This window comes from Paracoccus mutanolyticus (assembly GCF_003285265.1).
GTDB lineage: Bacteria > Pseudomonadota > Alphaproteobacteria > Rhodobacterales > Rhodobacteraceae > Paracoccus > Paracoccus yeei.
Map to the genome: position 1 here is coordinate 54,400 of NZ_CP030239.1, position 26,536 is coordinate 80,935.

A 26,536-nucleotide genomic window follows, 5' to 3' on the forward strand; every position below is an offset into this window, starting at 1 on the left:
AGATGGCTGCGAAAGAAGTCAAGTTCAACACCGACGCCCGCGACCGCATGCTGCGCGGCGTGAACATCCTGGCCGATGCGGTGAAAGTCACCCTGGGTCCCAAGGGCCGCAACGTCGTGATCGACAAGTCCTTCGGCGCCCCGCGCATCACCAAGGACGGCGTCTCGGTCGCCAAGGAAATCGAACTTTCGGACAAGTTCGAGAACATGGGCGCCCAGATGGTCCGCGAAGTGGCCTCGCGCACCAATGACGAGGCCGGCGACGGCACCACCACCGCCACCGTGCTGGCCCAGGCCATCATCAAGGAAGGGCTGAAGTCGGTTGCCGCCGGCCTGAACCCGATGGACCTCAAGCGCGGCATCGACCTGGCGACCACCAAGGTCGTCGAAGCGATCAAGGCCGCCGCGCGCCCGGTGAACGACAGCGACGAAGTCGCTCAGGTCGGCACCATCTCGGCCAACGGCGAAGCCCAGATCGGCCGCTTCATCGCTGACGCGATGCAGAAGGTCGGCAACGAGGGTGTCATCACCGTCGAAGAAAACAAGGGCATGGAGACCGAGGTCGAAGTCGTCGAAGGCATGCAGTTCGACCGCGGCTACCTGTCGCCCTACTTCGTGACCAACGCCGACAAGATGGTCGCCGAGCTGGAAGACGCCTACATCCTGCTGCACGAAAAGAAACTGTCGTCGCTGCAGCCGATGGTCCCCCTGCTGGAAGCCGTGATCCAGTCGCAGCGCCCGCTGCTGATCGTGGCCGAGGACGTGGAAGGCGAAGCCCTGGCCACGCTGGTCGTCAACAAGCTGCGCGGCGGCCTGAAGATCGCTGCCGTCAAGGCGCCCGGCTTCGGCGACCGCCGCAAGGCCATGCTGCAGGACATCGCGATCCTGACCGGCGGCCAGGTGATCTCGGAAGACCTCGGCATGAAGCTTGAAAATGTCACCATCGACATGCTCGGCCGCGCCAAGAAGATCTCGATCAACAAGGACAACACCACCATCGTCGATGGCGCCGGTGAAAAGGCCGAGATCGAGGCCCGCGTTTCCCAGATCCGCCAGCAGATCGAGGAAACCACCTCGGACTACGACCGCGAGAAGCTGCAGGAGCGTGTCGCGAAACTGGCCGGCGGCGTCGCCGTCATCCGTGTCGGCGGCATGACCGAAGTCGAAGTGAAAGAGCGCAAGGACCGTGTGGACGACGCGCTGAACGCGACCCGTGCGGCCGTTCAGGAAGGCGTGGTCGTCGGTGGCGGCGTGGCCCTGGTCCAGGCCGGCAAGGTTCTGGAAGGCCTGTCGGGCGAGAACTCGGACCAGGAAGCCGGCGTCGCCATCGTGCGCCGCGCGCTTGAGGCTCCGATGCGCCAGATCGCCGAAAACGCCGGCGTCGATGGCGCCGTGGTGGCCGGCAAGGTCCGCGAGTCGACCGACAAGTCCTTCGGCTTCAACGCCCAGACCGAAGAATATGGCGACATGTTCAAGTTCGGCGTGATCGACCCCGCCAAGGTGGTTCGCACCGCCCTGGAAGACGCGGCCTCGGTCGCCGGCCTGCTGATCACCACCGAAGCGATGATCGCCGAGAAGCCCGAGCCCAAGGCTCCGGCCGGCGGCATGCCCGACATGGGCGGCATGGGCGGCATGATGTAATCAGCCCGCCTCTGGCGAAACACAGGGCCGTCCCGTAAGGGGCGGCCTTTTCCGTTGGCGTTCGGGGAACAGTCGTGACGCGCGGACCTGCTGGGCCCCGGCCCCCTATTCCTCCAGCACCTCCAGCACCCCCGGGATGACGCGCAGCGCCTGGCGCGCCGGCGTCGTCAGGGGCGCATCCTCGGTGATCTCGATGTCGACCAGGTCCTCGCCGTCCTTCAGCCGCAGGGTGATGGGGCCGCGGGCGCGCGAGGGGGCGTTGACCTCGGTCTGGATGCGGGCCAGCGCCTCGGCGATCATCGGCACGGCGTCGAGGCCGGCGATTTCCACCGCCAGCCGGTTCGCGCCCGCGTCGGCCACCGCCTGATCCAGCGGCGTGACCGAGCGCGCGAGCAGCTTGACCTGCTCGCCCGAAGGCTCGACCTGCACCTGAAGCACCACGTTCGCGCCGGGTTCCAGATGCTGGCGGTGGGCGTCCAGCGTGTCGGAAAACACCGTCACCTCGTACATGCCGGTGGGGTCGGACAGGCCGACGAAGGCAAAGCGCGTGCCGCGCGCGGACTTCTTTTCCGCCCGGAAGGCCACCGTGCCGGCCAGCGAGGCGACCAGCGCCCCATCAAGCGCGGCCTGCGTCACCTCGGCCAAGGTCTGGACGTTCTTGCGACGCAGCGCCGGCAGGTAATCGTCCAGCGGATGGCCCGACAGGTAGAACCCGATCGCGGCGTGCTCCTCGGCCAGCTTTTCGGTCGGCAGCCAGACCGGCGCGGTCACCGGACGGGGCGGCGGCAGATCCTCGCCCCCACCGAACAGCGAGGACTGGGACGAGGCCGCGGCCTCTTGCACCGCCGCCGACCAGGCGACCAGACCATCTAGCGATTTCAGGACCTTGCAGCGGTTTTCCTCGAGGCAGTCAAAGGCCCCTGCCCGCGCCAGCATCTCCAGCGGGCGCTTGCCCACGCGCTTCATGTCCACGCGCCGGGCAAAATCCAGCATGTCGCGGAAGGGCCGGTCGCCCCGTGCCTCGGTGATCAGCTTCATCGCCTCGGCCCCCACGCCCTTGAGCGCGCCCAAGGCATAGTGGATGCGCCCGTCCCGCACGCTGAAGGTGGCAAGCGAGCGGTTGACGCAGGGCGGCACCGTCTCGATCCCCATACGGTCGGCCTCGCGCTTGTAGACGGCCAGCTTGTCGGTCAGGTGGATATCGCAGTTCATCACCGCGGCCATGAACTCGACCGGGTGGTTGGCCTTCAGCCAGGCGGTCTGATAGCTGACGACCGCATAGGCCGCGGCATGCGACTTGTTGAAGCCGTAGTTCGCGAATTTCTCAAGAAGGTCAAAGACCTCTCCGGCTTTCTTCGCGTCGATTCCCTGCTTCTTGCAGCCTTCGACGAACTTCGGCCGCTCCTTGGCCATCTCCTCGGCGATCTTCTTGCCCATGGCGCGGCGCAAGAGGTCCGCGCCGCCCAGAGAATAGCCCGCCATGACCTGGGCGATCTGCATCACCTGTTCCTGATAGACGATGATGCCCTGCGTCTCGGCCAGGATCGGATCGATGGTCGGGTGCAGCGATTCCAGCGGCCGCAACCCGTTCTTGACCTCGCAATAGGTCGGGATGTTCTCCATCGGGCCAGGACGATAAAGCGCGACCAGAGCGACGATGTCCTCGATGCAGGTCGGCTTCATGCGGCGTAGTGCGTCCATCATGCCCGAGCTTTCCACCTGGAACACGGCGACGGTGCGAGCGCTGGCGAACAGATCATAGCTGGCCTTGTCGTCCAGCGGGATCAGGTTGATCTGGTTTTCGGCCCCCTTGGCGGGTTCGTACAACACGCGCCCATCGGCGGCGACATGCAGCGGCCGGCCGCCGCCGTTGATCAGATCGACGGCGTTCTGGATGACCGTCAGGGTCTTCAGGCCCAGGAAGTCGAACTTGACCAACCCGGCCTGTTCGACCCATTTCATGTTGAACTGCGTCGCCGGCATGTCGGACGCCGGGTCGCGGTAAAGCGGCACCAGCCGGTGCAGCGGCCGGTCCCCGATCACCACCCCCGCCGCATGGGTCGAGGCGTTCCTGAGCAGCCCTTCCAGCTTGGCCGCATAGTCCAGCAGCCGGCCCACGACCTCTTCCTTCGCGGCCTCGCGCAGCCGGGGTTCGTCCGCAAGGGCTTTGGTCACGCTTACGGGCTTGACCCCTTCGACCGGGATCATCTTGGACAGGCGGTCGACCTGGCCGAACGGCAGTTGCAACACGCGTCCCACGTCGCGCACCGCGGCCTTGGACAGCAGCGCGCCGAAGGTGATGATCTGGCCCACCTTGTCGCGACCGTATTTCTCCTGGACATACTGGATCACCTCCTCGCGGCGATCCATGCAGAAGTCGATGTCGAAGTCCGGCATCGACACCCGCTCCGGGTTCAGGAAGCGTTCGAACAGCAGGCTGTAGCGCAAGGGGTCGAGGTCGGTGATGGTCAGCGCATAGGCCACCAGCGAACCCGCGCCCGAGCCCCGCCCCGGCCCGACCGGGATGCCGTGGTCCTTGGCCCATTTGATGAAATCGGCCACGATCAGGAAATATCCGGGAAAGCCCATCTGCTCGATGATGCCCAGTTCGAACCGCAGGCGTTCCTCGTATTCCTCGACCGGGACCGCGTGGGGGATGATGGCCAGACGCGCGCGCAGGCCCTCCCAGGCCTGGCGGCGCAATTCCTCGACCTCGTCATCGGCGAAACGCGGCAGGATCGGCTTGCGCTTGCTGACGGCAAAGGCACAGCGGCGGGCGATTTCGACGGTGTTTTCGATCGCCTCGGGCAGGTCGGCGAACAGCGTCGCCATTTCCGCCTGCGACTTGAAGTAATGCTGCGGCGTCAGCCGGCGGCGCGGCGCGGTCTGGTCGACATAGGCCCGTTCGGAAATGCAGATCAGCGCGTCATGGGCGGCGTAAAGGTCCGATTTCGGGAAATAGACGTCGTTCGTCGCAACCAGCGGCAGGCCCAGGTCATAGGCAATGTCGATCATGCCGCCCTCGGCCGCCTGCTCTTCGGGAAGCGGGCGGCCCTCGGCGTCGTGGTGGCGCTGCAGTTCGACGTAAAGCCGGGTCGGAAAGGCGGCGGCGAGCCGTTCGACCAGCGCGCGGGCCTCGGGCTGGCGGCCCTGGGCGACCAGCAGGCCGACCGGACCCAGGGGGCCGCCGGTCAGGCAGATCAGGCCCTCGGCATGGGCCTCGAGTTCGTCGACCGTGACATGGGGCAGCGCGCCGCCGTCGCGCAGGTAAAGGCATGTCGAAAGTGCCATGAGATTAAGCCAGCCTGCCTCGTTCTGCGCCAGCAGGACGATGGGTGCCGTAACGTCAGCGGCCAGCGTCACCTGGCAGCCCACGATGGGCTGGATGCCGTAATCCTGCGCCTTGACGGAAAACTCCAGCGCCGCGAACAGCGCGTTGGTGTCGGTCAGGGCGACGGCCGGCATGCCGTTTTGCGCAGCCAGATCGGGCAGTTTCTTCACGGGCACCGCCCCCTCCAGCAGGGAATGCTCGGAATGGGTGCGCAGGTGGATGAATCGGGGGGTGTTCTCGGCCATGGGGGTTATCTAGGCCCTGCCTGTCCAACTGTGCAATTGCCCCCCGGCGGAAAACCGCTAAGACTTGGGCCAAAACCAGGCAGGGACGTGACAGTGAACGAGATTTTCCGGGCCGAGGGCCTGGGCAAGACCTATCCCGGCGTGCGCGCGAACGACGATATCGGCTTTTCCGTCGGCGCGGGCGAGATCCACGCCCTGCTGGGCGAGAACGGCGCCGGAAAGTCCACCCTGGTCAAGATGATCTACGGGCTGGTGCGGCCCGACGAGGGCGCGATGACCCTGCTGGGCGCGCCCCATGCCCCGGCCGATCCCCGCGCGGCCCGGGCTGCGGGCGTCGCCATGGTGTTTCAGCATTTCAGCCTGTTCGACGCGCTGACGGTGGCCGAAAACGTCGCCCTGGGGATGGAGAACCCGCCGCCGCGCGCCGTGCTGTCGCGCCGCATCGCCGAGGTTTCGGCCGCCTACGGCCTGCCGCTGGACCCAGGCCGCCGCATCGCCAGCCTGTCGGCGGGCGAACGCCAGCGGGTCGAGATCGTGCGCTGCCTGCTGCAGGACCCGCGCCTGCTGATCATGGACGAACCGACCGCGTCCTGACCCCTCAGGAGGCCGAGATCCTGTTCGCCACGCTGCGCCAACTGGCCGCGCAGGGCACGGCGATCCTTTATATCAGCCACAAGCTCGACGAGATCCGCACCCATTGCGACCGCGCCACCATCCTGCGTCACGGCAAGGTCGTGGGCACCGTCGATCCCCGCGCCCATTCGGCGCGCGCATTGGCCGCGATGATGGTCGGGGCCGAAATGCGGGTGATCGACCGATCCGGCCGCAAGCCGGGGGCCGAGGTGCTGCGGGTCTCGGGCCTGTCGGCGGGCGCGCTGAAGGGCGTCGGCCTGACCCTGCGCGGGGGCGAGATCCTGGGCATCGGCGGCGTCGCCGGCAACGGGCAAGAGGATCTGCTGGCCGCTCTGTCGGGCGAAGCCCCGACCCCGCCCGGCACCGTCGCGCTGGATGGCGCGGACCTGTCCGCCCAGGGACCCGAGGCGCGCCGCAAGGCCGGATTGCTGTCGGCGCCCGAGGACCGGCTGGGCCATGCCGCCGTGCCCGAATTCTCGCTGGCCGAGAACACTTTGCTGACCGCAGGGATGCGGCAGGGCATCGTGCGTCATGGCTTGGTCGATCATGCCGGCGCGCGCCGTTTTGCGGAACGGGTGATCGCCGCCTTCGACGTGCGCACCCCCGGTCCGGGAACGGCGGCCGGGGCGCTGTCGGGCGGCAACCTGCAGAAATTCGTCATCGGGCGCGAGGTCCTGGGTCAGCCCCGGGTGCTGGTGGTGAACCAGCCGACCTGGGGCGTCGATGCCGGGGCCGCCGCTGCGATCCGCCAGGCGCTGCTGGATCTGGCGGCGCAGGGCGCGGGCATCATCGTCATCAGCCAGGACCTGGACGAGCTGCTGGAACTGTCCGACCGCTTCTGCGCGCTGAACGAGGGGCGCCTTTCGGCCCCGCGCCCGACCGAAGGGCTGACCATCGAGGAGATCGGCCTGATGCTGGGCGGCGCCCATGGCATGGAGGTGGCCCATGTTCCGGCTTGAGCCGCGCGCAAGCGCGCCATTGGGCTGGCAGATCGCCACGCCCGTCCTGGCCGTCCTGGCCACCATGCTGGTCGGCGGCGCGCTGTTCGCCGCCATGGGCTTCGATCCGGTCGCCTCGATCCGCACCATCTTCTGGGATCCGCTGTTCGGCCCCGCGGCCGGCTATTCGCGCCCGCAACTGCTGGTCAAGGCCGGGCCGCTGATCCTGATCGCCTGCGGTCTTGCCCTGGGCTTTCGCGCCGGCATCTGGAACATCGGCGCCGAGGGCCAGTATATCATCGGCGGCATCTGCGGCGCGGCGGTCGCGCTGGCGGCCTATCCGCTGGACGCCTTCTGGATCTTTCCGGCCATGATCCTGGGCGGGGCGCTTGGCGGCTGGGCCTGGGGCATGATCCCGGCGATGCTGCGCAACTGGTTCGGCGCCTCGGAAATCCTGGTGTCGCTGATGCTGGTCTATGTCGCGCAGAAGGTCGCGGCCTGGATGGCCTTCGGCCCGATGAAGAACCCCGAGGGCTTCAACTTCCCCGGCTCGCGCAATCTGCAGCAATACCCCGCCGCCTCGAACCCGGAGCTGATCGCGGGCACCGGCCTGCACTGGGGCGGCATCGCCGCGATCCTGGCGCTGGCGCTGACCTGGTTCGTCATGTCGCGCCACATCCTGGGCTTTCACATCCGCACGGCCGGCGCGGCACCCCGCGCCGCGCGCTTTGCCGGCGTCCGGCCGCAGCGGCTGGTCGCGCTGTGTCTGGGCGTCTCGGGCGCGCTCGCAGGGCTTGCGGGCCTGTTCGAGGTCGCGGGCCCGGCGGGCCAGATCACGGAAAGCTTCGGCTCGGGCTATGGCTTCACCGCGATCATCGTGGCCTTCCTGGGCCGGCTGCACCCCTTGGGCATCCTGCTGGCCGGCCTGCTGATGGCGCTGACCTATATCGGGGGCGAGCTGGCGCAGATGATGCTGAACCTGCCGGCCGCCACCGTGCAGGTGTTCCAGGGGATGCTGCTGTTCTTCCTGCTGGGCTTCGACCTGCTGACCCGGTACCGCATTCGCCGGAGGCGCGCATGATCGACCCGCTGTCCGTATTCCTGCTGTTGCTGGGGGCCGCCACCCCGATCCTGTTCGCGGCCCTGGGCGAGCTGGTCGTCGAACGCGCCGGCGTGCTGAACCTGGGGGTCGAGGGCATGATGATCGGCGGCGCGCTGGCGGGCTTTGCCGCCGCCGATGCCACCGGCAGCCCGGCGGCGGGCTTTGTCGCGGCGGCGGGCGCCGGCGCCGCGCTGGCCATGCTGTTCGCGTGATGACGCAATACCTGCTGTCGAACCAGGTGGCGACCGGCCTTGCGCTGGTGCTGTTCGGCCTGGGCCTGACCGCGATGTTCGGCAAGCCCTATGAAGGCGTCAAGGCCCCCGCCATGATGGCCGGTCCCCTGGGCCTGAACTGGATGATCTGGCTGGGCCTTGCGCTGGTGCCGGCGATCTGGTGGTTCCTGATGCGCTCGCGCCCGGGCCTGATCCTGCGTGCGGTGGGTGAAAACCACGATGCCGCGCATGGGCTGGGCTATCCGGTGCGCGCGCGCATCCTGGCGCTGGCCTTTGGCGGCGCGCTGGCGGGCATGGGCGGGGCCTATGTCTCGATCGCGACGGGCTGCAATGGCCAGGGCATGACCGCCGGCGCCGGCTGGATCACCGGCCATCGTCATCTTCTCGGTCATGGCACTCCTACGACGACCCGATGGGCCTGGCTGTTCGGCGGCATTTTCCGTGTGCAGCTGCGCCGCAGGCGGCGGGCGTCGCCGTGCCGGTCCAGCTTCTCAGCATGGCGCCCTATCTGGCGACGATCCTGGTTCTGGTGCTGATCTCGGCCCGCCAGAAATTCGGCCGTTCGGGCGGGACGGCGGCCCCCGGCTCGCTGGGCAAACCCTTTCACGCGCTCCGCTAGCGCCCTATCAGGAGACCCCTATGAAACGCAGAACCCTTCTTGGCAGCGCGGCGGCGCTTGTGGCGGCATCCACCCTGCCGAGCCTTGCGCAGGAAGAAAAGCTGAAGGTCGGCTTCATCTATGTCGGCCCCGTGGGCGACGGCGGCTGGACCTTCCAGCACGACCTGGCCCGCAAGGCCGTGGTCGAGAAATACGGCGACCGGGTCGAGACCACCTTCATCGAAAGCGTACCCGAAGGCGCCGACGCCGAACGCGCCATCACCCAGCTGGCCCTGTCCGGCCACAAGCTGATCTTCACCACCAGCTTCGGCTTCATGGATGCCACCATCAACGTCGCCAAGAAATTCCCCGACGTGAAGTTCGAGCACGCCACCGGCTACAAGACGGCCGAGAACGTCGCGACCTATGACGCCCGCTTCTATGAAGGCCGCGCGGTCATGGGCACCATCGCGGGCCGCATGACCAAGTCGAACAAGATCGGCTATATCGGCAGCTTCCCGATCCCCGAGGTGATCCAGGGCATCAACTCGTCCTTCATCCACGCCCGCAAGGTGAACCCGGACGTCGAGATGAAGGTGGTCTGGGCCTATACCTGGTTCGACCCCGCGAAAGAGGCCGATGCCGCCGCCGCCCTGATCGCCGAGGGCGTGGACGTGATCCTGCAGCACACCGACTCGACCGCGCCGCTTGCCAAGGCGCAAGAGGCCGGCGCCATCGGGTTCGGCCAGGCCAGCGACATGGCGGCCTTCAAGCCGACGCCGCGGGTGTCCGCGATCATCGACAACTGGGCGCCCTATTACATCAAGCGCGTGGGCGAGGTGCTGGACGGCACCTGGAAGTCGCATTCGGTCTGGCTGGGCATCGCTGACGGCGAGGTCGAGATCGGCGAGATCACCGATGCCGTGCCGCCCGAGGTGAAGGCCGAGGCCGAGGCGCTGAAGGCCAAGATCGCTTCGGGCGAACACCACCCCTTCACTGGCCCGCTGAAAAAGCAGGATGGCAGCGAATGGCTGGCCGAGGGGCAGAAGGCCAGCGACAAGGACCTGTCCTCGATGAACTTCTATGTCGAGGGGATCACGGCGCCGATGCCGAAATAGCCCCCGACACATGGAAAAACCGGGGCGCCTGCCCCGGTTTCTTTCACTTCCGCCTGTGCGCTTATTCCAGGTGGCTTTCAAGGAACCACAGGTCGCGGTCCGCCGTCCGTGACGCGGCGGTCAGAAGGTCGGCGGTATCCGCATCCCCCGCCTCGTCCGTCGTGTCGATGCCTTCGCGCACCTTGGCGCCGTAATCGCGCATCCGTTCGCAGATCGCCTGGATATGGTCCTCGGCCTTGGTCAGGTCGGTCGGATATTCCTTGAGGCTGCTGGCCTTGGCCACCTTCTCGACCGTGCCGACGGCCACCCCGTCCAGTTGCTGAACCCGCTCGGCCATCTCATCCACATGAACCTGAAGGTTCTTGAAGACCTGGTCGAACAGTTCGTGCACGGCGATGAAGTTGCGACCCTTGACGTTCCAATGCGCCTGCTTGATCGCTGCGGACAAGGCCACCGCATCCGCCAGCCGGGCGTTCAACTCGGCGATCGCGGTCTTGCGGGCGTTGTCGGTCAGTCCTTGCAGGTTCACGGCCATGATCGTCTCCTTTGCGTCAGTCGCCCAGGAAACGGCTGTCCCCACCCGGCGGTTCCCGCGACAAACCGCCGCAAGGCCATGAAAAAGGGCGGTGTCTTCGCCTGGAAGACACCGCCCGATCGCGCCAGCGCAGGGGTTCGGATCAGACCGCGCCCTGGATGAACTTCACCGCATCGCCGAAGGTCTGGATGGTTTCGGCCGCGTCATCGGGGATTTCGATGCCGAATTCTTCCTCGAAGGCCATGACCAGCTCGACCGTGTCGAGCGAGTCGGCGCCGAGGTCGTCGATGAACGAGGCGCTTTCCGTCACCTTGTCCTCGTCCACGCCCAGGTGCTCGACGACGATTTTCTTCACGCGATCAGCGATATCGCTCATGTCTCTTCCTCATGTTCGCGGGCATCCGCCCAAAAGATTGCCGGCCGCAGCCGGCAGTCAGCCCAGGGCGGTTCCCCTGCAGCCTTGTTCGCGGGATATAGCACGGGGACGTGATCTTGCAACCGCATAAACCACGATCAGATCATCGCCATGCCGCCATTCACATGCAGGGTCGCACCAGTGACATAGCCCGCCTCGGCGCTGGACAGATAAAGCACCGCGGCGGCGATTTCGCCTGCCGTGCCCATGCGCCCGGCGGGGATCTGGGCCAGGATCCGGCCCTTCTGGTCGTCGTTCAGCTTGTCGGTCATCGCGGTCTCGATGAAGCCGGGGGCGACGCAGTTGACCGTGATCCCGCGCGACGCGACCTCATAGGCCAGGCTCTTCGACATGCTGACCAGCCCGGCCTTGGCGGCGGCGTAATAGCACCTGGCCCGGATCCGCCGGTCGCGCCGACGACCGAGGTGATGTTGACGATGCGGCCGCCAGCGCGCCTTCATCATGCCGCGCAAGACCGCGCGGCACAGGCGAAAGCCCGAGGTCAGGTTCACCTCGAGCACCTGGGCCCATTCCTCGTCCGACATCCGCATGAACAGGTTGTCGCGGGTGATGCCGGCGTTGTTGACCAGGATGTCGACCGAACCCATCGCCTCGGCGGCGGCCTTGGGCAGCGCCTCGACCGCGGCGGCATCGCCCAGGTTCGCCGTCACGACATGGGCGCGGCTGCCCAGACGGTCGGCCAGTTCGCGCAGCGGCGCCTCACGCGTGCCCGACAGGGTGACGGTCGCACCCGCCGCGTGCAGCGCCTCGGCCACCGCGCCGCCGATCCCGCCCGAAGCCCCGGTCACCAGCGCGTTCCTGCCTGTCAGATCAAACATCAAGCTCTTCTCCGTTTTCCAAATACCCCTGGGGAATCCCGCAGGGATGGGGGCGGAGCCCCCTTATGCCTTCAGCGCCGCGATATCGCCCGGCACGCCGATGTTGCGCACCACGGCATCCTTCGCGATGCGCCTGATCATGCCCGACAGGGCCTTGCCGGCACCGACCTCCCAGAACTCGGTGACGCCGGCCTCGGCCAGATAGGCCACCGACTCGCGCCAGCGGACGGATCCCGTCCCTGCTCGACCAGCAGCCGGCGGATCCGCCCGGCTCGGTCACCGGCGCGGCGCGGACATTGGCGACCAGCGGCACGGCGGGCGGCGCGATTTCGACGCCCGCCAAGGCCTCGGCCATCACCGCCGCCGCCGGCTGCATCAGCGCCGAATGGAACGGGGCCGAGACCGGCAGCATCAGCGCCCGCTTGGCGCCGCGCTCCTTGGCCAGCCCGGCCGCCCGCTCGACCGCTGCCCTGTGCCCCGAGATCACCACCTGCGCCGGGTCGTTGTCGTTCGCCGCCTGGCAGACCTCGCCTTGGGCGGCGTCGCGGGCGATCTCCTCGACCGCGGCAAGGTCCAGCCCCAGGATCGCGGCCATCGCACTCTGACCGACCGGCACGGCCTCTTGCATGGCCTGGCCGCGCAGGCGCAGCAGCCGGGCGGTGTCCGGCAGGCTCAGCGCGCCGGCGGCGCAGAGCGCCGAATATTCTCCCAGGGAATGGCCGGCGACGAAAGCGGCATCCGCGATGCCGAAGCCTTCGGCCTCCAGCGCGCGAAACGCCGCCATCGAGGTCGCCATCAGAGCCGGCTGGGCGTTCTGGGTCAGGGTCAGCGTCTCGATGTCGCCCTGCCAGATCAGGTCGGACAGCTTTTCTCCAAGCGCCTCGTCCACCTCGGCAAAGACCGCCGCGGCCGCCGGATAGGCCTCGGCCAGATCCTTGCCCATGCCGACCACCTGGGCGCCCTGCCCCGGAAACACGAAAGCCCGCATCCTGATGTCCCTTTTTTGCTTCTTGCTTGTCCCAGCCTTAGCGGCTGGCGCGCGTCACGGCAACCGCGCCGCTCAGCGGGGAATGACGATCTCGGCGCGCAGGCCGCCCAGGCGCTCGCCCTCGACCAGGCGCAACTGGCCGCCATGGGCGCGGGCGATGTCGGCGGCGATGGACAGGCCCAGGCCCACCCCTTCCTGTCCCTGGTTCTGGTTGCGCGCGGCATCCAGGCGGGTAAAGGGCTTCAGCGCCTCGCTGCGGCTTTCGGGGGGGATGCCGGGCCCGTCGTCCTCGACCGAGATGCGGAAATAGCTGGGTCCAAGCGCGGCCTCGACCTCGGCGTGCTCGCCATAGCGCACGGCATTGCCGATCAGGTTCTCGACCGCGCGGCGTAGGCTGTCCTGGCGAAAGGTCGCGCGCCCCGCCAGATCGCCCTGCAGGTTCCCCAGCTTGACCGCCTGCCCCCCGCGCTGCGCATCCGCCACGATGCCGCGCACGAAGCTCAGGGCCGGCACCGCCTCGGGCGGCGCGTCCTGGGCAGCGTCGCGGGCATGGTCCAGAAAGGCGTCGACCATCCGCCCCAGCGCGGCCACGTCGCTTTCCAGGGCCGCAATCTCGTCGGGTTCTGGGGCCACGTCCGGCGACAGCATCGACAGGCCCAGCCGCAGCCGCGTCAGGGGGGTACGCAGGTCGTGGCTGACGCCCGACAGCATCTGCTTGCGCTGTTCGTTCTGCCGCTCGATCCGGGCCCGCATCTCAAGGAACGCGGTGCCGGCGCTGCGGATCTCGCTGGCGCCTCCCGGGGCGATAGGGGATGATCCGGCCCTTACCGTATTCCTCGGCCGCCCGCGCCAGCCGCTTGATCGGGCGCAGCTGGTTGCGCAGAAAGATCGTGGCGATGGCCGTCATCAGAAGCGAGGTGCCGATCATCAGCACCAGCAGCTGGTGCGGGTTCGAGGCGCTGACCCGCGCCCGCGGAAAAACCATCTCATAGGGGCCGAAACGGCTTTGCAGCGCGACCCGCACCTCGCGCCGCTGGTCCAGGTCCACGCCCTGGACATGGGGGACGCGCTGGTGCAGTTCCTCGATCACCACGCGGCCGGACAGGTCGAGAACTCGGCACGGTCGATGGCGCGACGCTCGGCCGGCAGCGCCACCTCGAGCCCCAGCGGCAGCGCCTCGCGCAGCGCGGCCTCGCGGGCGGCAGCCAGGTCCGGCGCCGCGTCGATCCGCTGGGCGACCAGGGCGATTTCGCGCGTCATGCCGAATGTCATCTGGCGCGTCACGTCCTCGAAATGGCGCTGCAGGAACATGACCGTGACGACGATGGTGACGACGACGATCGGCAGGAACAGGATCAGCGCCGCACGTCCGTAAAGGCCGCGGGGCATGATCCGCTTGAGCCATTCCCAATCCATCCAAAGCCCTTGCCTTGCCGCGCGTGACCGGGCCAAGTTAGCGCCATGTCCCACGCCCCGGAAGCCCTGCGCGTCATCACCGCCGACAACCCTTCGCCCCTGACCGGGCCGGGCACGAACACCTTCCTGCTGGGTCGCGCCAGCATCGCGGTGATCGACCCCGGCCCCGACCTGCCCGCCCATCGCGCCGCGATCCTGGCGGCGGCCGGCCCGGGCCGGATCAGCCATATCCTGGTCACCCATGCCCATCTGGATCACTCCGGCGGCGCGCGGGCGCTGGCGCAGGCCACCGGCGCGCCGATCCTGGGCTTCGGCCCGCCCGAGGCAGGCCGCTCCGCCCTGATGCAGCGCCTGGCCCGCGACGGTGGGCTTGCGGGCGGCGAGGGGCTGGACCTGCGTTTAATCCCGACATCCGGCTGACCGACGGGCAAAGCGTCGAAACCGACGAATGGGTGCTGACCGCGCTGCACACGCCCGGCCATTTCGCCGGCCACCTCAGCTTTCAGTGGGGCAACCAGATCCTGTGCGGCGATGTCGTCATGGGTTGGGCGACGACGGTGATCTCGCCCCCCGACGGGGATCTGGGCGATTATTTCCGCAGCCTTTCCCGACTGGAAAACGCCGCGTCCCGCCGCCTGCTGCCGGCCCACGGCGCCCCGGTCGAGGCCCCGGCCGCGCGTCTGGCCGAGCTTGCCGCCCATCGGCGCGAGCGGACCGCCCAGATTCTGGCCGCCCTGGGCCGCGGACCCGGCACGGCCGAGTCGCTTGCCGCCGGCATCTATGACATTCCCCGTGCGCTGATGCCCGCCGCACGACGCAATGTCCTGGCCCACCTGCTGGCCCTGTCCGAGATCGGCGCCATCATCCCCGAGGGTCCCCTTGGCGCTGCCACCGTCTTTCGGATTTCCTGATGCTGCGCCTTGATTTCCTTGCGGATAATTTTTTCCAAAAAATATGCGACAGGCCTCTGGACGCGGCCGCAAGCCACAGCTATACACCGCCCCGTGTTCCGGCGTAGCTCAGCGGTAGAGCAGTTGACTGTTAATCAATTGGTCGTAGGTTCGATCCCTACCGCCGGAGCCAAACTCAGCTAGCATATTGGTTTTGTTTGGATAAAAGCACCTTGCGTGCTGCGTTGCATGTGTGTGTCATACATCTGACCCAAACTTGTGATGCCTGACGCTGGCGAAATCGGCTCCTATTGGCGAATGTGACGGGCGGCGTGTTGTCCCTGCGGAGACCGTGACGCTGGCCGACGGGGGGCGGGCACGAGGTAGGTGGGCGCTTTAAGCCTATAGAAGTGCCGCAAGGCTGAAAGGAGCGGCGCCACGCCTGGGAAAGGGTCCGGGCCGCGCCTTGACGGGGTTTTCCCACTCGCCGTCGAACGGGGACCACTTGCGCTTCTGATCGCGGCCCGGTGGCCATAGGTGGGGCGCGCATGGCGCCCCAGCCTAATCTGACAGCGTGATCCGCTCCGGCAGGGGCACGCGCCCGCAGTAAAGCATACACTGTCGCGGCCACGCCATCAACTGGGCGATCATGCTACCACCATAGCAGGGTCGCGGCTGTGCCCGTCGTGCGCCGCACCGATGAGACCAGCCCTCTGCTATGCAGAACCGCTGCGCAATGCAGCGATGACCACATTGGATACGGGTGGACCGACGCGGATGAGAGAAGCCGGGCTGATTGTGCCGCCGGGAAGCCCTATCTGCCTCTTCTGCTGGCATGAACGTGAACGATGATGTGACGAAGAGTCCTGACGGAACAGCGCATCCCATTACGACAGTGCGCGAGAAGTAGTTTAGCCTCTAACCGCCTGTCCCAGCCCCATGCTGTTTTCCTGAAGGATGTAGCAAGCCTGAAACTGCGCGCGCGCCTTGGCCACAGCGGCGCGGATCTGCGGATCGACAGAAGGGATACCTTCTTGAGCAATTGCATAGGCAAGCCCGCCAGCCCGATCCGAAACTGCCTTCCGCCTGCAGGACCGTCGGCGGAGCAGGCGCACAGAGCAGAGAGCAGCGATGCTGGCTGCCGCAGGGCAGATCATGGCCGAGGCCCAGAAGGGCGGCATCGTCACCGGCCTGCGGATCGAGGGGCTGCCTTCGGCCGCGCAGGTCTTCGTCACCATCGACCGGGAAAAGGCCATGCCTTCGGCGTGAAACCGTCGCCAGCAGGTCGCGGCCACGATCGCCGGTCAGCCAGCGCCCATCCCGCCGACACAGGTCAGACCGGATGCCTGCCCGGAGCGGGCCTTCCAGGCCGAAAAGACTGCCGGTATCGCCAGCCTCGACGCCATGCGGATGACGCGGGTCGCCCTTGCCTTGCCGATGGCCAGCGTCAGCCTTTGAGTGCCGCCCGCGCCGGGCATGGTGCCCAGGCGTATTTCCGGCAGCCCGAAACGGGCGGTTTCATCCGCGATGATCATGTCGCACATCATTGCCAGCTCGCATCCGACCGCCGCGTCGCCAAACCATCCTCTTTCGCCGTCGCCATCGGCTATGCAGCAGTTGGTGATCAGCGCCCTCGCCCTGCCGGCCGTGGTCATAAGCTCATGGCTCGCACAACGCGATTTCGACGACGTGACCAGCTTTCGGCAGCTTCCTCGGCCCAGGATGGCGATGGGTTGCAGCACCACTGGGCCAGATGCCGCTGCGCCTCGCGCACCATCGGGCCTGGTCGCCGGGTTGGTCAGGCCGGGCAGGATGCCGAACACGTTGTAAATCTCGCCCTTGGCCTGCGTCACCAGTGCGTCGGCCACGTCCATGACAACCGTGGTCACGAAGGCCTGGATCGCGTTCTGGCCGATGTTCAGATCGTATCCCAGCCAGTTCGCCAGGAAGTCCGGGATGATCCAGGGACGTGCCCCGGCTTCCACCGGAAGCTGCGCCGCATCAGCGCCATGTCCTCGGCCGATCCCTCGGTGACAGGGTTGATATGGCTGCCGATGGGCGCATCACGGACACATCGCGCAGCGCCATGGTGATCTCGTCCAGCAGGGACGCCGACAGCTTGGCACGGGCCAGCGGTGCCGATCCAGCCCACGGGGTCACAGCATGCAGCCGATCCGACATGCAGCACCTCGCCCGCCAGCACGGTCGAGCGGCCACCGCCCACCTCGGCAGCCCCACGCGATAGGCGCGCGCTGCACCGGGTCGGCCGTGCATCTCGACCGTGGTGCCCACTGATTCCGCGAAATGGATCGTCTTCAGCGCGCCCGTGATGCCCAGATCGTAATGCACGTCATGGCGCAGCAGGTCGGTGCCGCCATTCAGGAAGAAATCGGCCTTGGCTTCGGGCTGCGGTGGCTGCTCGGTTGCGGTAGCTCGGTCTCCAGGCCGGGCGATCCACGCCTCTTCGTCGACGCCGTGGATCTCGATGTCCAGGGGCACCTCGGTCTCGGGCATGCGGGTCTCGATCAGGGCGGCAGCCCGGATCAGCACGTCCAGGCCCTTGGTCGGCGTCAGCCGAACACAGACGTAAACAGCCCGCCGCGAAAAAGGGCCGACATCAGGTCGTTCACCCCCAGGGCGTGCCCTCCGAACTGGGCGAGGAAGAGGCGGGCGGTGGTGCCTGCGCAAGGGGCAAGAACTCGACCCGGCAGAGCTGATCGACTGGTGCCGCACGCGCCGTCGCCTTTCGCGATCCCGCGCCACGTCGCCCTGCGCCACGCCGATCCCAGCCGACCCCACGGCATCGACCCGGCCGCATGGGCCGCCGGATGTCCGACGCCCAGGACGTGGCCAGCAATCATAGGTCGGAATTTAAGCGCGGGCGCCGGTGCGGTCATGTCCAGGCTGCCCGCACCTCGTCCTGCTCGCGGTTATCGAGGAGCATTCACTGCCCGGCCAGCAGGCACCCGGCCCATCGTCAGGACAGATGCCCTGACATCGTCCGAAGCGCCGGATGCTCATCGCCTGTCCAGGGCTTCCGTGCTCCAATATTGGTCATGCAGCCCCATAGGGCAAGCGGCCGCGCAGGCGGGTCGCCCCGCCCTCGGTGCGCAGTTCAAGCGAAGCGTTGAAGCCGCCCCAGCAGCATCAGGGTTCACCGATGCCGGTCAGGATGCGGGTCCGCATCCGCGCGGGAGGGAACCGCCCCATCCGACAGAACCAGCCCGGCTTTGGTGTAGGGACGCGATCAGGCATCGCCGCCCCAGATGCCCAGATAGACCGGCGGTCCCTGCACGGTCGCGGTCATGATAGCGGTTGCCATAGGGAATGTTCACGCCGGTGGCGCGAAGCTGCTTGGTCAGGGTGACGTTGGGCGCACCGCCCGCGGTCGAGGTGATCAGCGCATCGGGACCGGCCGATCGCCGGCGGGCCGATTCACCTGTTGGATGCGGAAGGCGTAGGCGTAGGAACGCACAGGAACATGGTGGCACCAAGTTCCTGACCGTCGACGATCGTCCGCGCCATGATGATCGCGAAGGCAGCCCCATCGGCACCGGTTATCAGCCATTTCATGCCGTTGATGACAAACCGGTCCGACCCGAGCCGATGCGGTTGTCATAGTCGTTGTGGAAGCCTGTGCGCGGGCTATGCAGGAGGGTTGTCGCGGCCTTGCGGCTGATGTGGTGGGATACTTTCATGGGCGTATACTGGTTACTCTATTTTGTGGCAGATGGGTCCACATATACCTAGATCGTGAGAAAATCACCCTTGGTTCCATTCTGTTCAAGCCTCGTTGGCCGGGTCCGGGTAATCCTCGGACTTGGCCACCATGATCAGTTCCAGCAGATCCCGCCATCATTATTGCGGCTGCCCGCTACCTACTTGGGCCGCAAGTGTTTCCAAGGATTTCTTGGATTTGACGATGCCGATTGCTACCGGGATGCCCTGATTAGGCGGGCTTGGCGCTGCAGTTCCTGCTCAATAGGCAATCGCGCCCAGAGCCCCGGCCTTCGTCCAGCGACAGGGCCACTTGGCGCTGTTCAACGCGCCCGATAAGTTCGCGCAAACTCGCGGCGGAGCGGGTCTTCCAGATCGGCCCCGGCCTCGCGCCGTGGTATTCGGCAATGAGCGTCGCCCTATTGCGACGTCCGCTGCCCTTCACCGCGGTCGACTCTGGAACTGGCACCCCCGGCGCAGCCCCGGCCAGCTCGGCCAGTGTTGGCGAATTTTGTTCGGCTTCAAGCCGGACGGACGCAACCAGGCGAATATGTCCTCCCTGGTGCCGGGTCGGGGTTGTCGCCAGATCATCGCGCATTTCGCCCAGGCGGATCGCTCGGGCGTGATGATCGGCGCGGGATGGCCGCCTGACCCTCGTCGTCTCGGGTATGACGGCAGAACGGCGCTCCGCCAGGAGGGCCGCCGTGAACAGCAGCAGAGCTTGTCCTTTTCGCGCGGCAGCAGTTCCATCCATCTCTCCTCAGGTTGCCCAGATACGCGGGGCCACGGCCCGCTTTCCCATGGGACCGGCCCGCAGCACCTGCCAGCGCGCGGCCGAGAACAGCCGTCTGCGTCGCGCTCACGCCAACATAGCCATACGACGACTTTGCGCAGGCCCGACCATGCCGCGGCCAAGACCCAGTGGCGGCTGGTGGCAGACCAGATGCGGCCCAAGCTGCGCGCCTTGGCCAACGGGTCAGGCATCGTCCACCAGGACAAGCGCGTCAGCCGCCGCAGAGCGCAGCAGCAGGGACGGGTTCACCTGCACCTCGCCGTCAAAGACAGCCTTGCGGAAGCCTCCACGTCCTGCCCGCCGCGCGGAATCCGCCCCGAGACGCAGGAGCGCGGATGCCTGCACCTGCCAGAGCGTCCAGGAGTTCGGCTCGCGGTATCGGTCCAGACAAGCGCCCGCACGTCTGCGTCCTGAACCAGATCGTCCCAGACTTGCCGCAGCCAAGGCCCGATCTGCACCGTGCTTTCGCCCGATACGGTCAGTTCGCCCCGCTCATGCATCTGCACATAGCGGCCCTTCACGCCGTCAGCTTCGCCACGATCCGCAAGGCCGGGTTTCTGGGGGAATGCCCCCTGCACCTCTAGACGGCCTGTCAGCGGCCAAACAACGCCACAGCGGACATGCTGCGGCTGCCGCCCAGGTCCAAGCCATGATGCAATCGCCTTCGCGCGGGGGCAGGCCGTCCATCGCAAGCCTGCCATTCGTCAGCCGTCACCAGCTGCGCCTTGCCCACGTCAGAGACGCGCCGATTGCGGCTATAGAGGCGGAATCCAGTCAGAGCCTGCCCGCCCCGCTGGATCGCCACGCGGGCTTGCTGTTGCAGCCATTCCAGAGACGGGCCGAGGCTTTTGACGGCCGGGAACTTCGCGGCCTTGATGCGACGGTCCACCATCCGCCGTTCTCGATCGATCAGTTCAAGTTCGACCAGCCGGGCTAGGTATCTAACATGGTCCAGCCCTTCCGTCGCGCATTGGCGGGCCAGTTTCTGATGATGATCGTCTTGGCCCGCCGCTTGCCCGCCGAAGTTGTCCAGCGCCGCATGAAGCTGCATCCCATTGTCAGGGGACCAGTTGGCCGCATTCGTCCTCAGCAAACCATCGTGGGCCTTAGTCCACGCAAGTTCATGGCATCCGCCGCCATGGCCCGGATCATGCCGCCGCCGTTGCCCTCATAGCTGATGATTCCAGCCTCGGAGCCTGCCGGAAGGTGACCACCATCTCATCCTCGGGCAGGTCCAGCAGGGTGTGGACCTGCGGGCCATAATTCGCCAGCGCGCCGATGCCGGTCGCGCCCAGACCCCGCGCCTCGGCCGCCAGCAGCAGCGCCATCAGGCTCATCCCCAGGTCCATGAATCCGCAGACTGCAGCGACTTGCCTTGCCCCCGGCCAACGGAAGCATCGCCGTCATTGTGTCTGGTGCCAGGCCGCCCCGAATGAGCGACCCATGACAGGGTACCAGCTGAAATACTGCCCATGCCCCGGCCCCTCGGGGATCGCAAAGACCTAATACAGTCCAGCGTTTTTGCCGCCGGATCGTAAGAAACGCACCCCGCAGAACAGTCAGACACCCGTCCCCCGTCCGAACCGAAGTCTCGGGATGCGGCCCAGAAGGCCCGCAGAGGCCGCAGGAGCCGCCCTCCGCGGTCCAGGTCGTCGATCAGCTCATCGGGGTTTTCCAGCCCGACATGCATGCGCATGCGCTGCTCTGCCCGGCCGCCCATTCGGTCGCGCTGCGATGCGGACGCGGATCGGTCGGGATCAGCAGGCTTGTCATGCCGCCCCGCGCTGGCCATCGAACGCCGCCGCCCGATCCATGATCGCCAGTTGCAGATCCTCGGGGATCGCCTCGACGGTCACGCCGAAGCTCGCCGATAGGACACGCAGCGCTGCCGTCCATGAGCATGCCGGTCGGGCGGAACACCATGCCGGCCCATGTCCACGACCGGCGGATGGAGGCCTATCTTTACCACGGCATGGAGCCGCAGGCCTCGCGGTCGCCCGATTGTTCGGAAAGATCAGCCGATGCGGCAGACCCTCCAGAATGGATTTCGCCCTGCTGTGCCGGATCTGGGACGGGAACTGGGTCATCAGCGCCAGGACCACGCCCAGCTTGCGCACCGCCGTCCATGGCATGCCGCAGCGCAAAGTCGTCATCATCGAACGACACACGGATGTGCAGCTCGACATCGTCCAGGATGAACGGCGCGTCAGTCGAAATCGGGGTGCGGGTGATGGCATCGGGCCAGTCGTGCAAGGAACGGTTGCCTTGAGATACCAGAGTCCCCATAAGAATCAGTAGCATTAACAGATTCTTATATATGAGTGACTGCAGGATGCGCGTCAAGCCATTTCAGTTTTTTTTTTATTTTTCGGGTTTTATGTTGCTCTATTGTTTAGGATGTTTACATACCCCCTCCCTAAAGGGAGGGGGCATTATCCGCATAACATTTCTGCACTATCCTTGCCAAGAGTGGACTTTTTCTCCGCCAAGTTCATACCCAAATTTAATCCTTGCTCTTTGATAATCGACCTCTCCGATAGGGTTTGGAGGCCGTCCGTAACTAGTTCCGAAGAGCAACGTCGACATGGACCGCTCCTTCCGCACCGTCTGCCCTGCCGCTCTCAACGCCAGTGAGCATCATGCTGTCCCAATCGCGCAACGCATCGGATCGTGACGTGACAGTGCGCTGCGAGCGCCGGATCCCCTATGCAGACGGTGCTCGAGGCTGTGCCCGTAGGGCGAGCGACAGCCGTAGCCGATAGCATGGCAGTATGATATCTATAAGGTAGCGATAGCGCCAACTGAGCAATAAAGTTGGATCGACAATGGCTGGGCGATATAGAAAATAACCCCGAAGAAAACAGAGAGAAATCGTTCAAGTCCGACACCGACGCAGGCTGCCGGTCTCCTCCATCTCCAGAAGGTCGCGGCGCACCGTCTCGCGCGAGACGCAGAACAGATCCGCCAGCTGATTCGTCAACACCTTTCCTGTCGCAGTGCAACAGAATATCAAGGAGAAACTTGGGCCCTGTGACGCATACATGCAAACAGTCCACGATGAACTTTCAGGATAAGTTCATAATTCAGTCATAGACCGCAGCGTACGCCGCTTATCACCAGCTAGTTTGCGAAGATGCCGTTCATAAGCGGTAACTGCGGCCTTGGTGTCGTCAGGCGAGGTCTGTGGATATGTGTCAATGACAATTAGGCCTGGCTGGCTTGTCGAGGACCTGTCCGAACTCACGAAGCTGTTCAACATCTCATCCTGTTGTTTGATAACCATCCTCATTCACTCCGCCGTAAGGCTTGACATCAGCAATTTGAGGCGATCCCGTATAAATTACCATATGCGGGGCTACGTGCTCTGATGCCTCGCCACGACCTATCACATCGCGAAAAGGGCTTTCATCCGAAAGCCATGCCGCCAGCTTCGCGCTGATCGCCTATGCCTCGAGCTGGCTCAAGTGCTGGCACCCGGACGCCTTCTGCGCGGCGCTGCTGAACGCGCAGCCGATGGGGTTCTATGCACCCGCCCAGATCGTCCGCGATGCCCAGGACCACGGCGTCGAGGTGCGGCCGGTCTGCGTCAATGCCTCGGAGTGGGACTGCACGCTCGAGCCCGTGGACAGCCGCTTCGCGGTCCGGCTGGGCCTGCGCATGGTCAAGGGGCTGGCCGAGGCCCATGCCACGCAGATCGCCCGCGCCGCCCCGTTCATCTCGGTCGAGGATCTCTGGCGCCGCGCCCGTGTGCCCATGGCTGCCCTGACCCGCATCCCGAGGCGGACGGGTTCCACGCCTTCGGCCTGTCACGGCGCCAGGCCGGCTGGGTCATCAAGGGCCTGCCCGACACCGACCTGCCGCTCTTCGCCGCGCTCGAGGGCAACGAGCCCGCCGCCGCCCTGCGCCCGATGACCGCCGGCCGCGAGGTGGTCGAGGATTACAGCCGCACCGGCCTGTCCCTGCGCCGGCATCCGGTGGCCTTCCTGCGCGGCGATCTGGCGCGCCGCCGCATCCTGACCTGCACTGACGCCATGGCCCTGCCGAACCGCCGCTGGGCTGAAGTCGCGGGCCTGGTGCTGGTGCGCCAGCGCCCCGGCTCGGCCATGGCTGGACCTATTCCGCCCATCCCATCGGCGCGGCCGCCGGCATCGCCAACCTCGTGGTCTGGCCGAAGGCTTCGATGGCCACCGCCGCATCAGGCGGAAGCCAGCATGATCGCCGACCATCCTGATCCAGCGCGAGGGCGAGGTGGTGCACTTTGTCGTCCACCGCCTCACAGATCTCTCGGACGCTCTCGCCAGCGTCGGAAACCGCGGCGCTTTCCCGCTGCCGCATGGACGTGGCGACGAATTCCACAACGCCAGCCCCACCCCGGATGCCCGGCATCCCAAACCCCGCGACATGTTCATCCGCGACCTGCATCTCGACACGATCAGGGTGAAGACGCGGGATTTCCGGTGAGGCGGAAGGGGAACTGGCGACGTCGACGAGGATGACTCGCAGGCCCTACCCATGAGCCGCAAGGCAGTCGGACATCTCCATGCTGCGGCCAGTCAAACCCCTGGCCAGGCTGCAGGTTGACGGGGCGGCTCGATGCGGGCGATCGGCCGTTCGGCTTTCGAGCGCACGCACTCAGGCGACTTCCGGGCGCGGAAGAGCGCGGAAGGGATCGGGCAGTTTCGCCCAGGCCTCGGGCGTGAAGTCCCAGGCGTCACGATCACGGCTGGATGCAAAGGCATGCTCCCGGAACGGCCGGGCGCCAAAGGCAAGGACCTTACACGGCTTGATTAGCTATTCACAATTCACGAGATAATCTCACTCAAACTTCGTATGATACTGAACGAATCACCTACAGAGAGACAAGTGCCGCGACCCATGCGGTCGGCCAAAGACTGGCTGACCGCATCGTCACTGGGAGTTATTCGCCCCAACACCGCGTAGGCCATGACAGCAAAGCCCTTCAGGGCCGCACGGATTTCCGCTGAACCCGCGGTCACGTCGCTGCGCAGGGTCTTTTGCGCATCGACTGCGACCAGGACGTGATCCCGCCGATAGCCGCCCTTTTCGAGCCGAAGCCCGGTGCGTGCCTCGCTCGCCAGTTCCCGCACGGCCGCCCCTGTGAGGCCCTTATGGGCCGAGTTTTTCAGCATGGCTTCGGTCCTTACGGGCGGCCTGCCGGAGCTGCTCCCGAGAGGTGCGGCAGTGGGAGGACGCCAATCGCCGGCTCACCGGCTCATCCCGGCGCCATGCAGGCAAGACGCGACCGGGCAGGCCGAGAGCGACAGCAGCGCCCCCGCCAGCGCCCGCTGCATGAAGACGAATTCGAGGAGAGGCGCCACGACCCAGTCGACCATCACGCCACGCCTCTAGCCGGAGCGGGCGACGGCTCGCACCAGGGCGCATTTGTCCGTCGAAGCTGTCGGGCGCGCTGCGGCGGGACCTATCAAAGGAGCGCCTCTGGACAGGCACTGACCGCTTTCGGGGGGTTCTCACCTTTGCGTGATAATCTTTGCTGCCCTTGCGGCAAAGCCCTGCGCAGCCCCGAGGCATGATGTGCCGCAAAGGACCCTGTTTGAAGCCGGGATACGATCACGACATGCACCCGGTCCGGGGCTTGCCCCGCCGGCGGCCTGCCCTAGCGATGCTGTCATCGGCTGCTGTCCTGCCCTTGGCGCGAAGATCGCGAACCCTGTCCGAAATCGACCGCCCCGGCCGGTTCCAAGCACGTTCAGTATGTAATAACATCACGTCATCTGACCCCGTCTCGCCGCTGGCGCGGTCGCCACCATCTGCTGCCGGCGCGGCGTGCTGCCCGGTGCTGGCCGCCGGCCACTGGATCGGGCCGGCCAAACTGATCCGGACCGGCAGGACGCCATCCTGGTATCGCTGCGGCGCGCGATGACCGGGCTTGCCATCGGCGGCAGCATCGATGCGCCGAATCCGGGCCAGCTTACCGGCTTGGGGGGATCTATGTCGACGCCAACAATGCAACCAGATTCGATCAGCTCCCGCGCCCAAGAGCGGTTGGCATCTTTACGTTTTAAATGCCCCAATACGCGATCAACTGCGGCAACAAGGAACGAGCCCGAGCCACGGCGGCGGCTGTTCCGTCCGCGACTGGACGCTGGATAGGCTGCACCTGGTCCTGCAGGCGGCCTTCGGCTGGACCGACAGCCATCTGCACGAATTCCGCATCGGCGGGTTCGCTCGCATTCGTGGATCCGGCCAGCCTCCTGGATCAAGACATATTCGCGGGTGAATTCCAGCATCCCCGCAAAGAGCGTTCCACGACGCGGGCGCTGAAAGGCCTCGCGGAAGGTGGCGATGCAATCCTGCGGCCCGGTCAGTGCAGCCAGGGCGGCCGCCTGCATGGGGGCCGCGACCGAGGTGACCGACTGGCTTTGCACGGTGTTCATCGCCTTGATCAGCGGCGGCGCGACCGGCGGCATGGGAACCGCTGCGCGGGCAAAGCTGACGCCCCCGCAGGCACCCGATCAAGCAGCGCGTCTCGACGTCTACAACCACAACATGACACCTCACCCGCCTATTACCCGAAGATCGCCACGACCCGCACGATGGAGGACCGGCTGGACACGCTGGACCATGTGCGGCAGGGCGGCATCAAGGTCGCTGCGGCGGCATCCTTGGCATGGGCGAGGCGGAGGAGGACCGCATCGCGATGCTGGTCGTTCTTGCGAACCTTTCCCATCTTCGGGAAAGAGTGCCGGAGCGCCTGCATCCCACCCAGACGCCGGCCGATCTGCCCTGGAGCGCCGATGAGGCGTGGCGCACGCGGGCCGTCGCGCTGGTCATCGCCGCGCCGGAAAGGCCGATCTCGCTGACCGCGGGCCGGCGGCTTCAGCGGCGCCTTCGACGACGGGCTTGATGGTAAAGACGTTCGGACCTTCCAGCTTTTCGACCTTGAACGATTCCAGGTCGCCAGCCGCAACCGAGCGGATCTGTTCGCCCGGCCCAAGTTCGATCAGGGTGATGTTCCTGATCCGGGTCTGGATGTCATAGACCTGCCCGTCGACCGTCGACATATTGCGCATAGGTCACGCGGCTGTCGCGCGCCCGGCTTCGGCGGTTCGGCCAGGTTCGGTCA

The 26,536-nt window shown here is 66.4% G+C and carries 22 protein-coding genes, 1 tRNA gene and 5 pseudogenes; 11 read left to right on the top strand and 17 right to left on the bottom strand.

The window, feature by feature from the left end:
- The first annotated feature begins 2 nt into the window (after positions 1 to 2).
- Positions 3 to 1,640 carry a chaperonin GroEL gene (groL, locus tag DPM13_RS00255; protein WP_028720935.1) on the top strand — a complete coding sequence of 546 codons (1,638 nt, stop codon included), beginning with the start codon at positions 3 to 5 and terminating at the stop codon, positions 1,638 to 1,640.
- A 105-nt stretch (positions 1,641 to 1,745) separates the two neighbouring features.
- Here groL and dnaE read toward each other — a convergent pair whose 3' ends face one another.
- The gene (gene dnaE / locus DPM13_RS00260; RefSeq protein ID WP_112887223.1) at positions 1,746 to 5,216 is read right to left on the bottom strand and encodes a DNA polymerase III subunit alpha; all 3,471 of its coding nucleotides are present in this window, start codon (positions 5,214 to 5,216) and stop codon (positions 1,746 to 1,748) included.
- 93 nt (positions 5,217 to 5,309) lie between these two features.
- Here dnaE and DPM13_RS00265 point away from each other — a divergent pair.
- The 4 genes and pseudogenes from DPM13_RS00265 (at position 5,310) to DPM13_RS00280 (ending at position 9,838) form a co-directional block, all read left to right on the top strand.
- Positions 5,310 to 6,808, top strand: a pseudogene (locus DPM13_RS00265) (ABC transporter ATP-binding protein).
- On the top strand, positions 6,795 to 7,868 hold the full coding sequence (locus DPM13_RS00270; RefSeq protein ID WP_028720938.1) for an ABC transporter permease: 1,074 nt from the start codon (positions 6,795 to 6,797) through the stop codon (positions 7,866 to 7,868). The pseudogene DPM13_RS00265 and the gene DPM13_RS00270 overlap by 14 nt, the downstream one beginning before the upstream one ends.
- Positions 7,865 to 8,741: pseudogene (locus DPM13_RS00275) on the top strand (ABC transporter permease). The gene DPM13_RS00270 and the pseudogene DPM13_RS00275 overlap by 4 nt, the downstream one beginning before the upstream one ends.
- A 20-nt stretch (positions 8,742 to 8,761) precedes the next feature.
- Positions 8,762 to 9,838: a BMP family ABC transporter substrate-binding protein gene (locus DPM13_RS00280; protein WP_080620397.1), complete on the top strand. Its 1,077-nt coding sequence runs from the start codon at positions 8,762 to 8,764 to the stop codon at positions 9,836 to 9,838.
- A gap of 61 nt (positions 9,839 to 9,899) precedes the next feature.
- Here DPM13_RS00280 and dps read toward each other — a convergent pair whose 3' ends face one another.
- From dps to DPM13_RS00305, 5 genes and pseudogenes are all read right to left on the bottom strand, one after another.
- Positions 9,900 to 10,373: a DNA starvation/stationary phase protection protein Dps gene (gene dps, locus DPM13_RS00285; RefSeq protein WP_028720941.1), complete on the bottom strand. Its 474-nt coding sequence runs from the start codon at positions 10,371 to 10,373 to the stop codon at positions 9,900 to 9,902.
- A gap of 142 nt (positions 10,374 to 10,515) precedes the next feature.
- Positions 10,516 to 10,749, bottom strand: a complete 234-nt coding sequence (locus tag DPM13_RS00290; protein ID WP_028720942.1) for an acyl carrier protein — start codon at positions 10,747 to 10,749, stop codon at positions 10,516 to 10,518.
- Positions 10,750 to 10,886: 137 nt separating this feature from the next.
- A complete protein-coding gene (locus DPM13_RS00295; protein WP_262983211.1) occupies positions 10,887 to 11,627 on the bottom strand; it encodes a 3-oxoacyl-ACP reductase family protein in 741 nt (246 codons plus the stop codon).
- A 63-nt stretch (positions 11,628 to 11,690) separates the two neighbouring features.
- Positions 11,691 to 12,615 (bottom strand): annotated as a pseudogene (gene fabD, locus DPM13_RS00300) (ACP S-malonyltransferase).
- 72 nt (positions 12,616 to 12,687) lie between these two features.
- A pseudogene (locus DPM13_RS00305) lies at positions 12,688 to 14,031 on the bottom strand (ATP-binding protein).
- Between the two features lie 45 nt (positions 14,032 to 14,076).
- Between DPM13_RS00305 and DPM13_RS25555 the strand changes: the two are divergent.
- The 4 genes from DPM13_RS25555 to DPM13_RS00320 all read left to right on the top strand — a co-directional run bounded on the left by DPM13_RS25555 (position 14,077) and on the right by DPM13_RS00320 (position 16,190).
- Positions 14,077 to 14,451: an MBL fold metallo-hydrolase gene (locus DPM13_RS25555; protein ID WP_317616351.1), complete on the top strand. Its 375-nt coding sequence runs from the start codon at positions 14,077 to 14,079 to the stop codon at positions 14,449 to 14,451.
- 32 nt (positions 14,452 to 14,483) lie between these two features.
- Positions 14,484 to 14,942 carry an MBL fold metallo-hydrolase gene (locus DPM13_RS25560; RefSeq protein ID WP_317616352.1) on the top strand — a complete coding sequence of 153 codons (459 nt, stop codon included), beginning with the start codon at positions 14,484 to 14,486 and terminating at the stop codon, positions 14,940 to 14,942.
- A 97-nt stretch (positions 14,943 to 15,039) separates the two neighbouring features.
- A tRNA-Asn gene (locus DPM13_RS00315) sits at positions 15,040 to 15,114 on the top strand.
- Positions 15,115 to 16,052: 938 nt separating this feature from the next.
- Positions 16,053 to 16,190 (top strand): hypothetical protein, encoded by a 138-nt coding sequence (locus DPM13_RS00320; RefSeq protein ID WP_223252234.1) that lies wholly within the window; start codon positions 16,053 to 16,055, stop codon positions 16,188 to 16,190.
- A 35-nt stretch (positions 16,191 to 16,225) separates the two neighbouring features.
- On the opposite strand, the gene DPM13_RS25565 is transcribed toward DPM13_RS00320, so the two are convergent.
- The gene (locus DPM13_RS25565; protein WP_317616353.1) at positions 16,226 to 16,906 is read right to left on the bottom strand and encodes an enoyl-CoA hydratase-related protein; all 681 of its coding nucleotides are present in this window, start codon (positions 16,904 to 16,906) and stop codon (positions 16,226 to 16,228) included.
- 16 nt (positions 16,907 to 16,922) lie between these two features.
- A complete protein-coding gene (locus DPM13_RS21620) occupies positions 16,923 to 17,471 on the bottom strand; it encodes a hypothetical protein (RefSeq protein ID WP_223252235.1) in 549 nt (182 codons plus the stop codon).
- A 1,480-nt stretch (positions 17,472 to 18,951) separates the two neighbouring features.
- Between DPM13_RS21620 and DPM13_RS19440 the strand changes: the two genes are divergently transcribed.
- Complete coding sequence (locus DPM13_RS19440; protein ID WP_145963273.1) at positions 18,952 to 19,845, top strand: hypothetical protein; 894 nt, start codon at positions 18,952 to 18,954, stop codon at positions 19,843 to 19,845.
- Positions 19,846 to 20,272: 427 nt separating this feature from the next.
- Here DPM13_RS19440 and DPM13_RS21625 read toward each other — a convergent pair.
- The 4 genes and pseudogenes from DPM13_RS21625 to DPM13_RS24575 form a co-directional block, all read right to left on the bottom strand.
- Positions 20,273 to 20,422, bottom strand: a pseudogene (locus DPM13_RS21625) (ATP-binding protein); the annotation flags it as partial.
- A 157-nt stretch (positions 20,423 to 20,579) separates the two neighbouring features.
- A complete protein-coding gene (locus DPM13_RS00355; protein WP_262983212.1) occupies positions 20,580 to 20,768 on the bottom strand; it encodes a hypothetical protein in 189 nt (62 codons plus the stop codon).
- Between the two features lie 625 nt (positions 20,769 to 21,393).
- On the bottom strand, positions 21,394 to 21,774 hold the full coding sequence (locus tag DPM13_RS20170; protein WP_189654783.1) for a hypothetical protein: 381 nt from the start codon (positions 21,772 to 21,774) through the stop codon (positions 21,394 to 21,396).
- A 532-nt stretch (positions 21,775 to 22,306) separates the two neighbouring features.
- A complete protein-coding gene (locus DPM13_RS24575) occupies positions 22,307 to 22,411 on the bottom strand; it encodes a DeoR family transcriptional regulator (protein ID WP_262983213.1) in 105 nt (34 codons plus the stop codon).
- A gap of 533 nt (positions 22,412 to 22,944) precedes the next feature.
- On the opposite strand from DPM13_RS24575, the gene DPM13_RS21630 reads away from it, so the two are divergent.
- Positions 22,945 to 23,343, top strand: coding sequence for a helix-hairpin-helix domain-containing protein (locus DPM13_RS21630; protein WP_223252236.1), 399 nt, complete (start codon positions 22,945 to 22,947; stop codon positions 23,341 to 23,343).
- Positions 23,344 to 23,544: 201 nt separating this feature from the next.
- Here DPM13_RS21630 and DPM13_RS21635 read toward each other — a convergent pair whose 3' ends face one another.
- From DPM13_RS21635 to DPM13_RS00400, 5 genes are all read right to left on the bottom strand, one after another.
- On the bottom strand, positions 23,545 to 23,853 hold the full coding sequence (locus DPM13_RS21635; protein ID WP_223252237.1) for a hypothetical protein: 309 nt from the start codon (positions 23,851 to 23,853) through the stop codon (positions 23,545 to 23,547).
- 380 nt (positions 23,854 to 24,233) lie between these two features.
- The gene (locus DPM13_RS00375; protein ID WP_112887228.1) at positions 24,234 to 24,581 is read right to left on the bottom strand and encodes a hypothetical protein; all 348 of its coding nucleotides are present in this window, start codon (positions 24,579 to 24,581) and stop codon (positions 24,234 to 24,236) included.
- Between the two features lie 75 nt (positions 24,582 to 24,656).
- A complete protein-coding gene (locus tag DPM13_RS24580; protein ID WP_262983214.1) occupies positions 24,657 to 24,785 on the bottom strand; it encodes a hypothetical protein in 129 nt (42 codons plus the stop codon).
- Positions 24,786 to 25,175: 390 nt separating this feature from the next.
- Positions 25,176 to 25,880 (bottom strand): hypothetical protein, encoded by a 705-nt coding sequence (locus tag DPM13_RS27565; RefSeq protein ID WP_449579236.1) that lies wholly within the window; start codon positions 25,878 to 25,880, stop codon positions 25,176 to 25,178.
- A gap of 360 nt (positions 25,881 to 26,240) precedes the next feature.
- Positions 26,241 to 26,483: a TrbG/VirB9 family P-type conjugative transfer protein gene (locus DPM13_RS00400; protein WP_112887229.1), complete on the bottom strand. Its 243-nt coding sequence runs from the start codon at positions 26,481 to 26,483 to the stop codon at positions 26,241 to 26,243.
- Positions 26,484 to 26,536 lie beyond the last annotated feature (53 nt).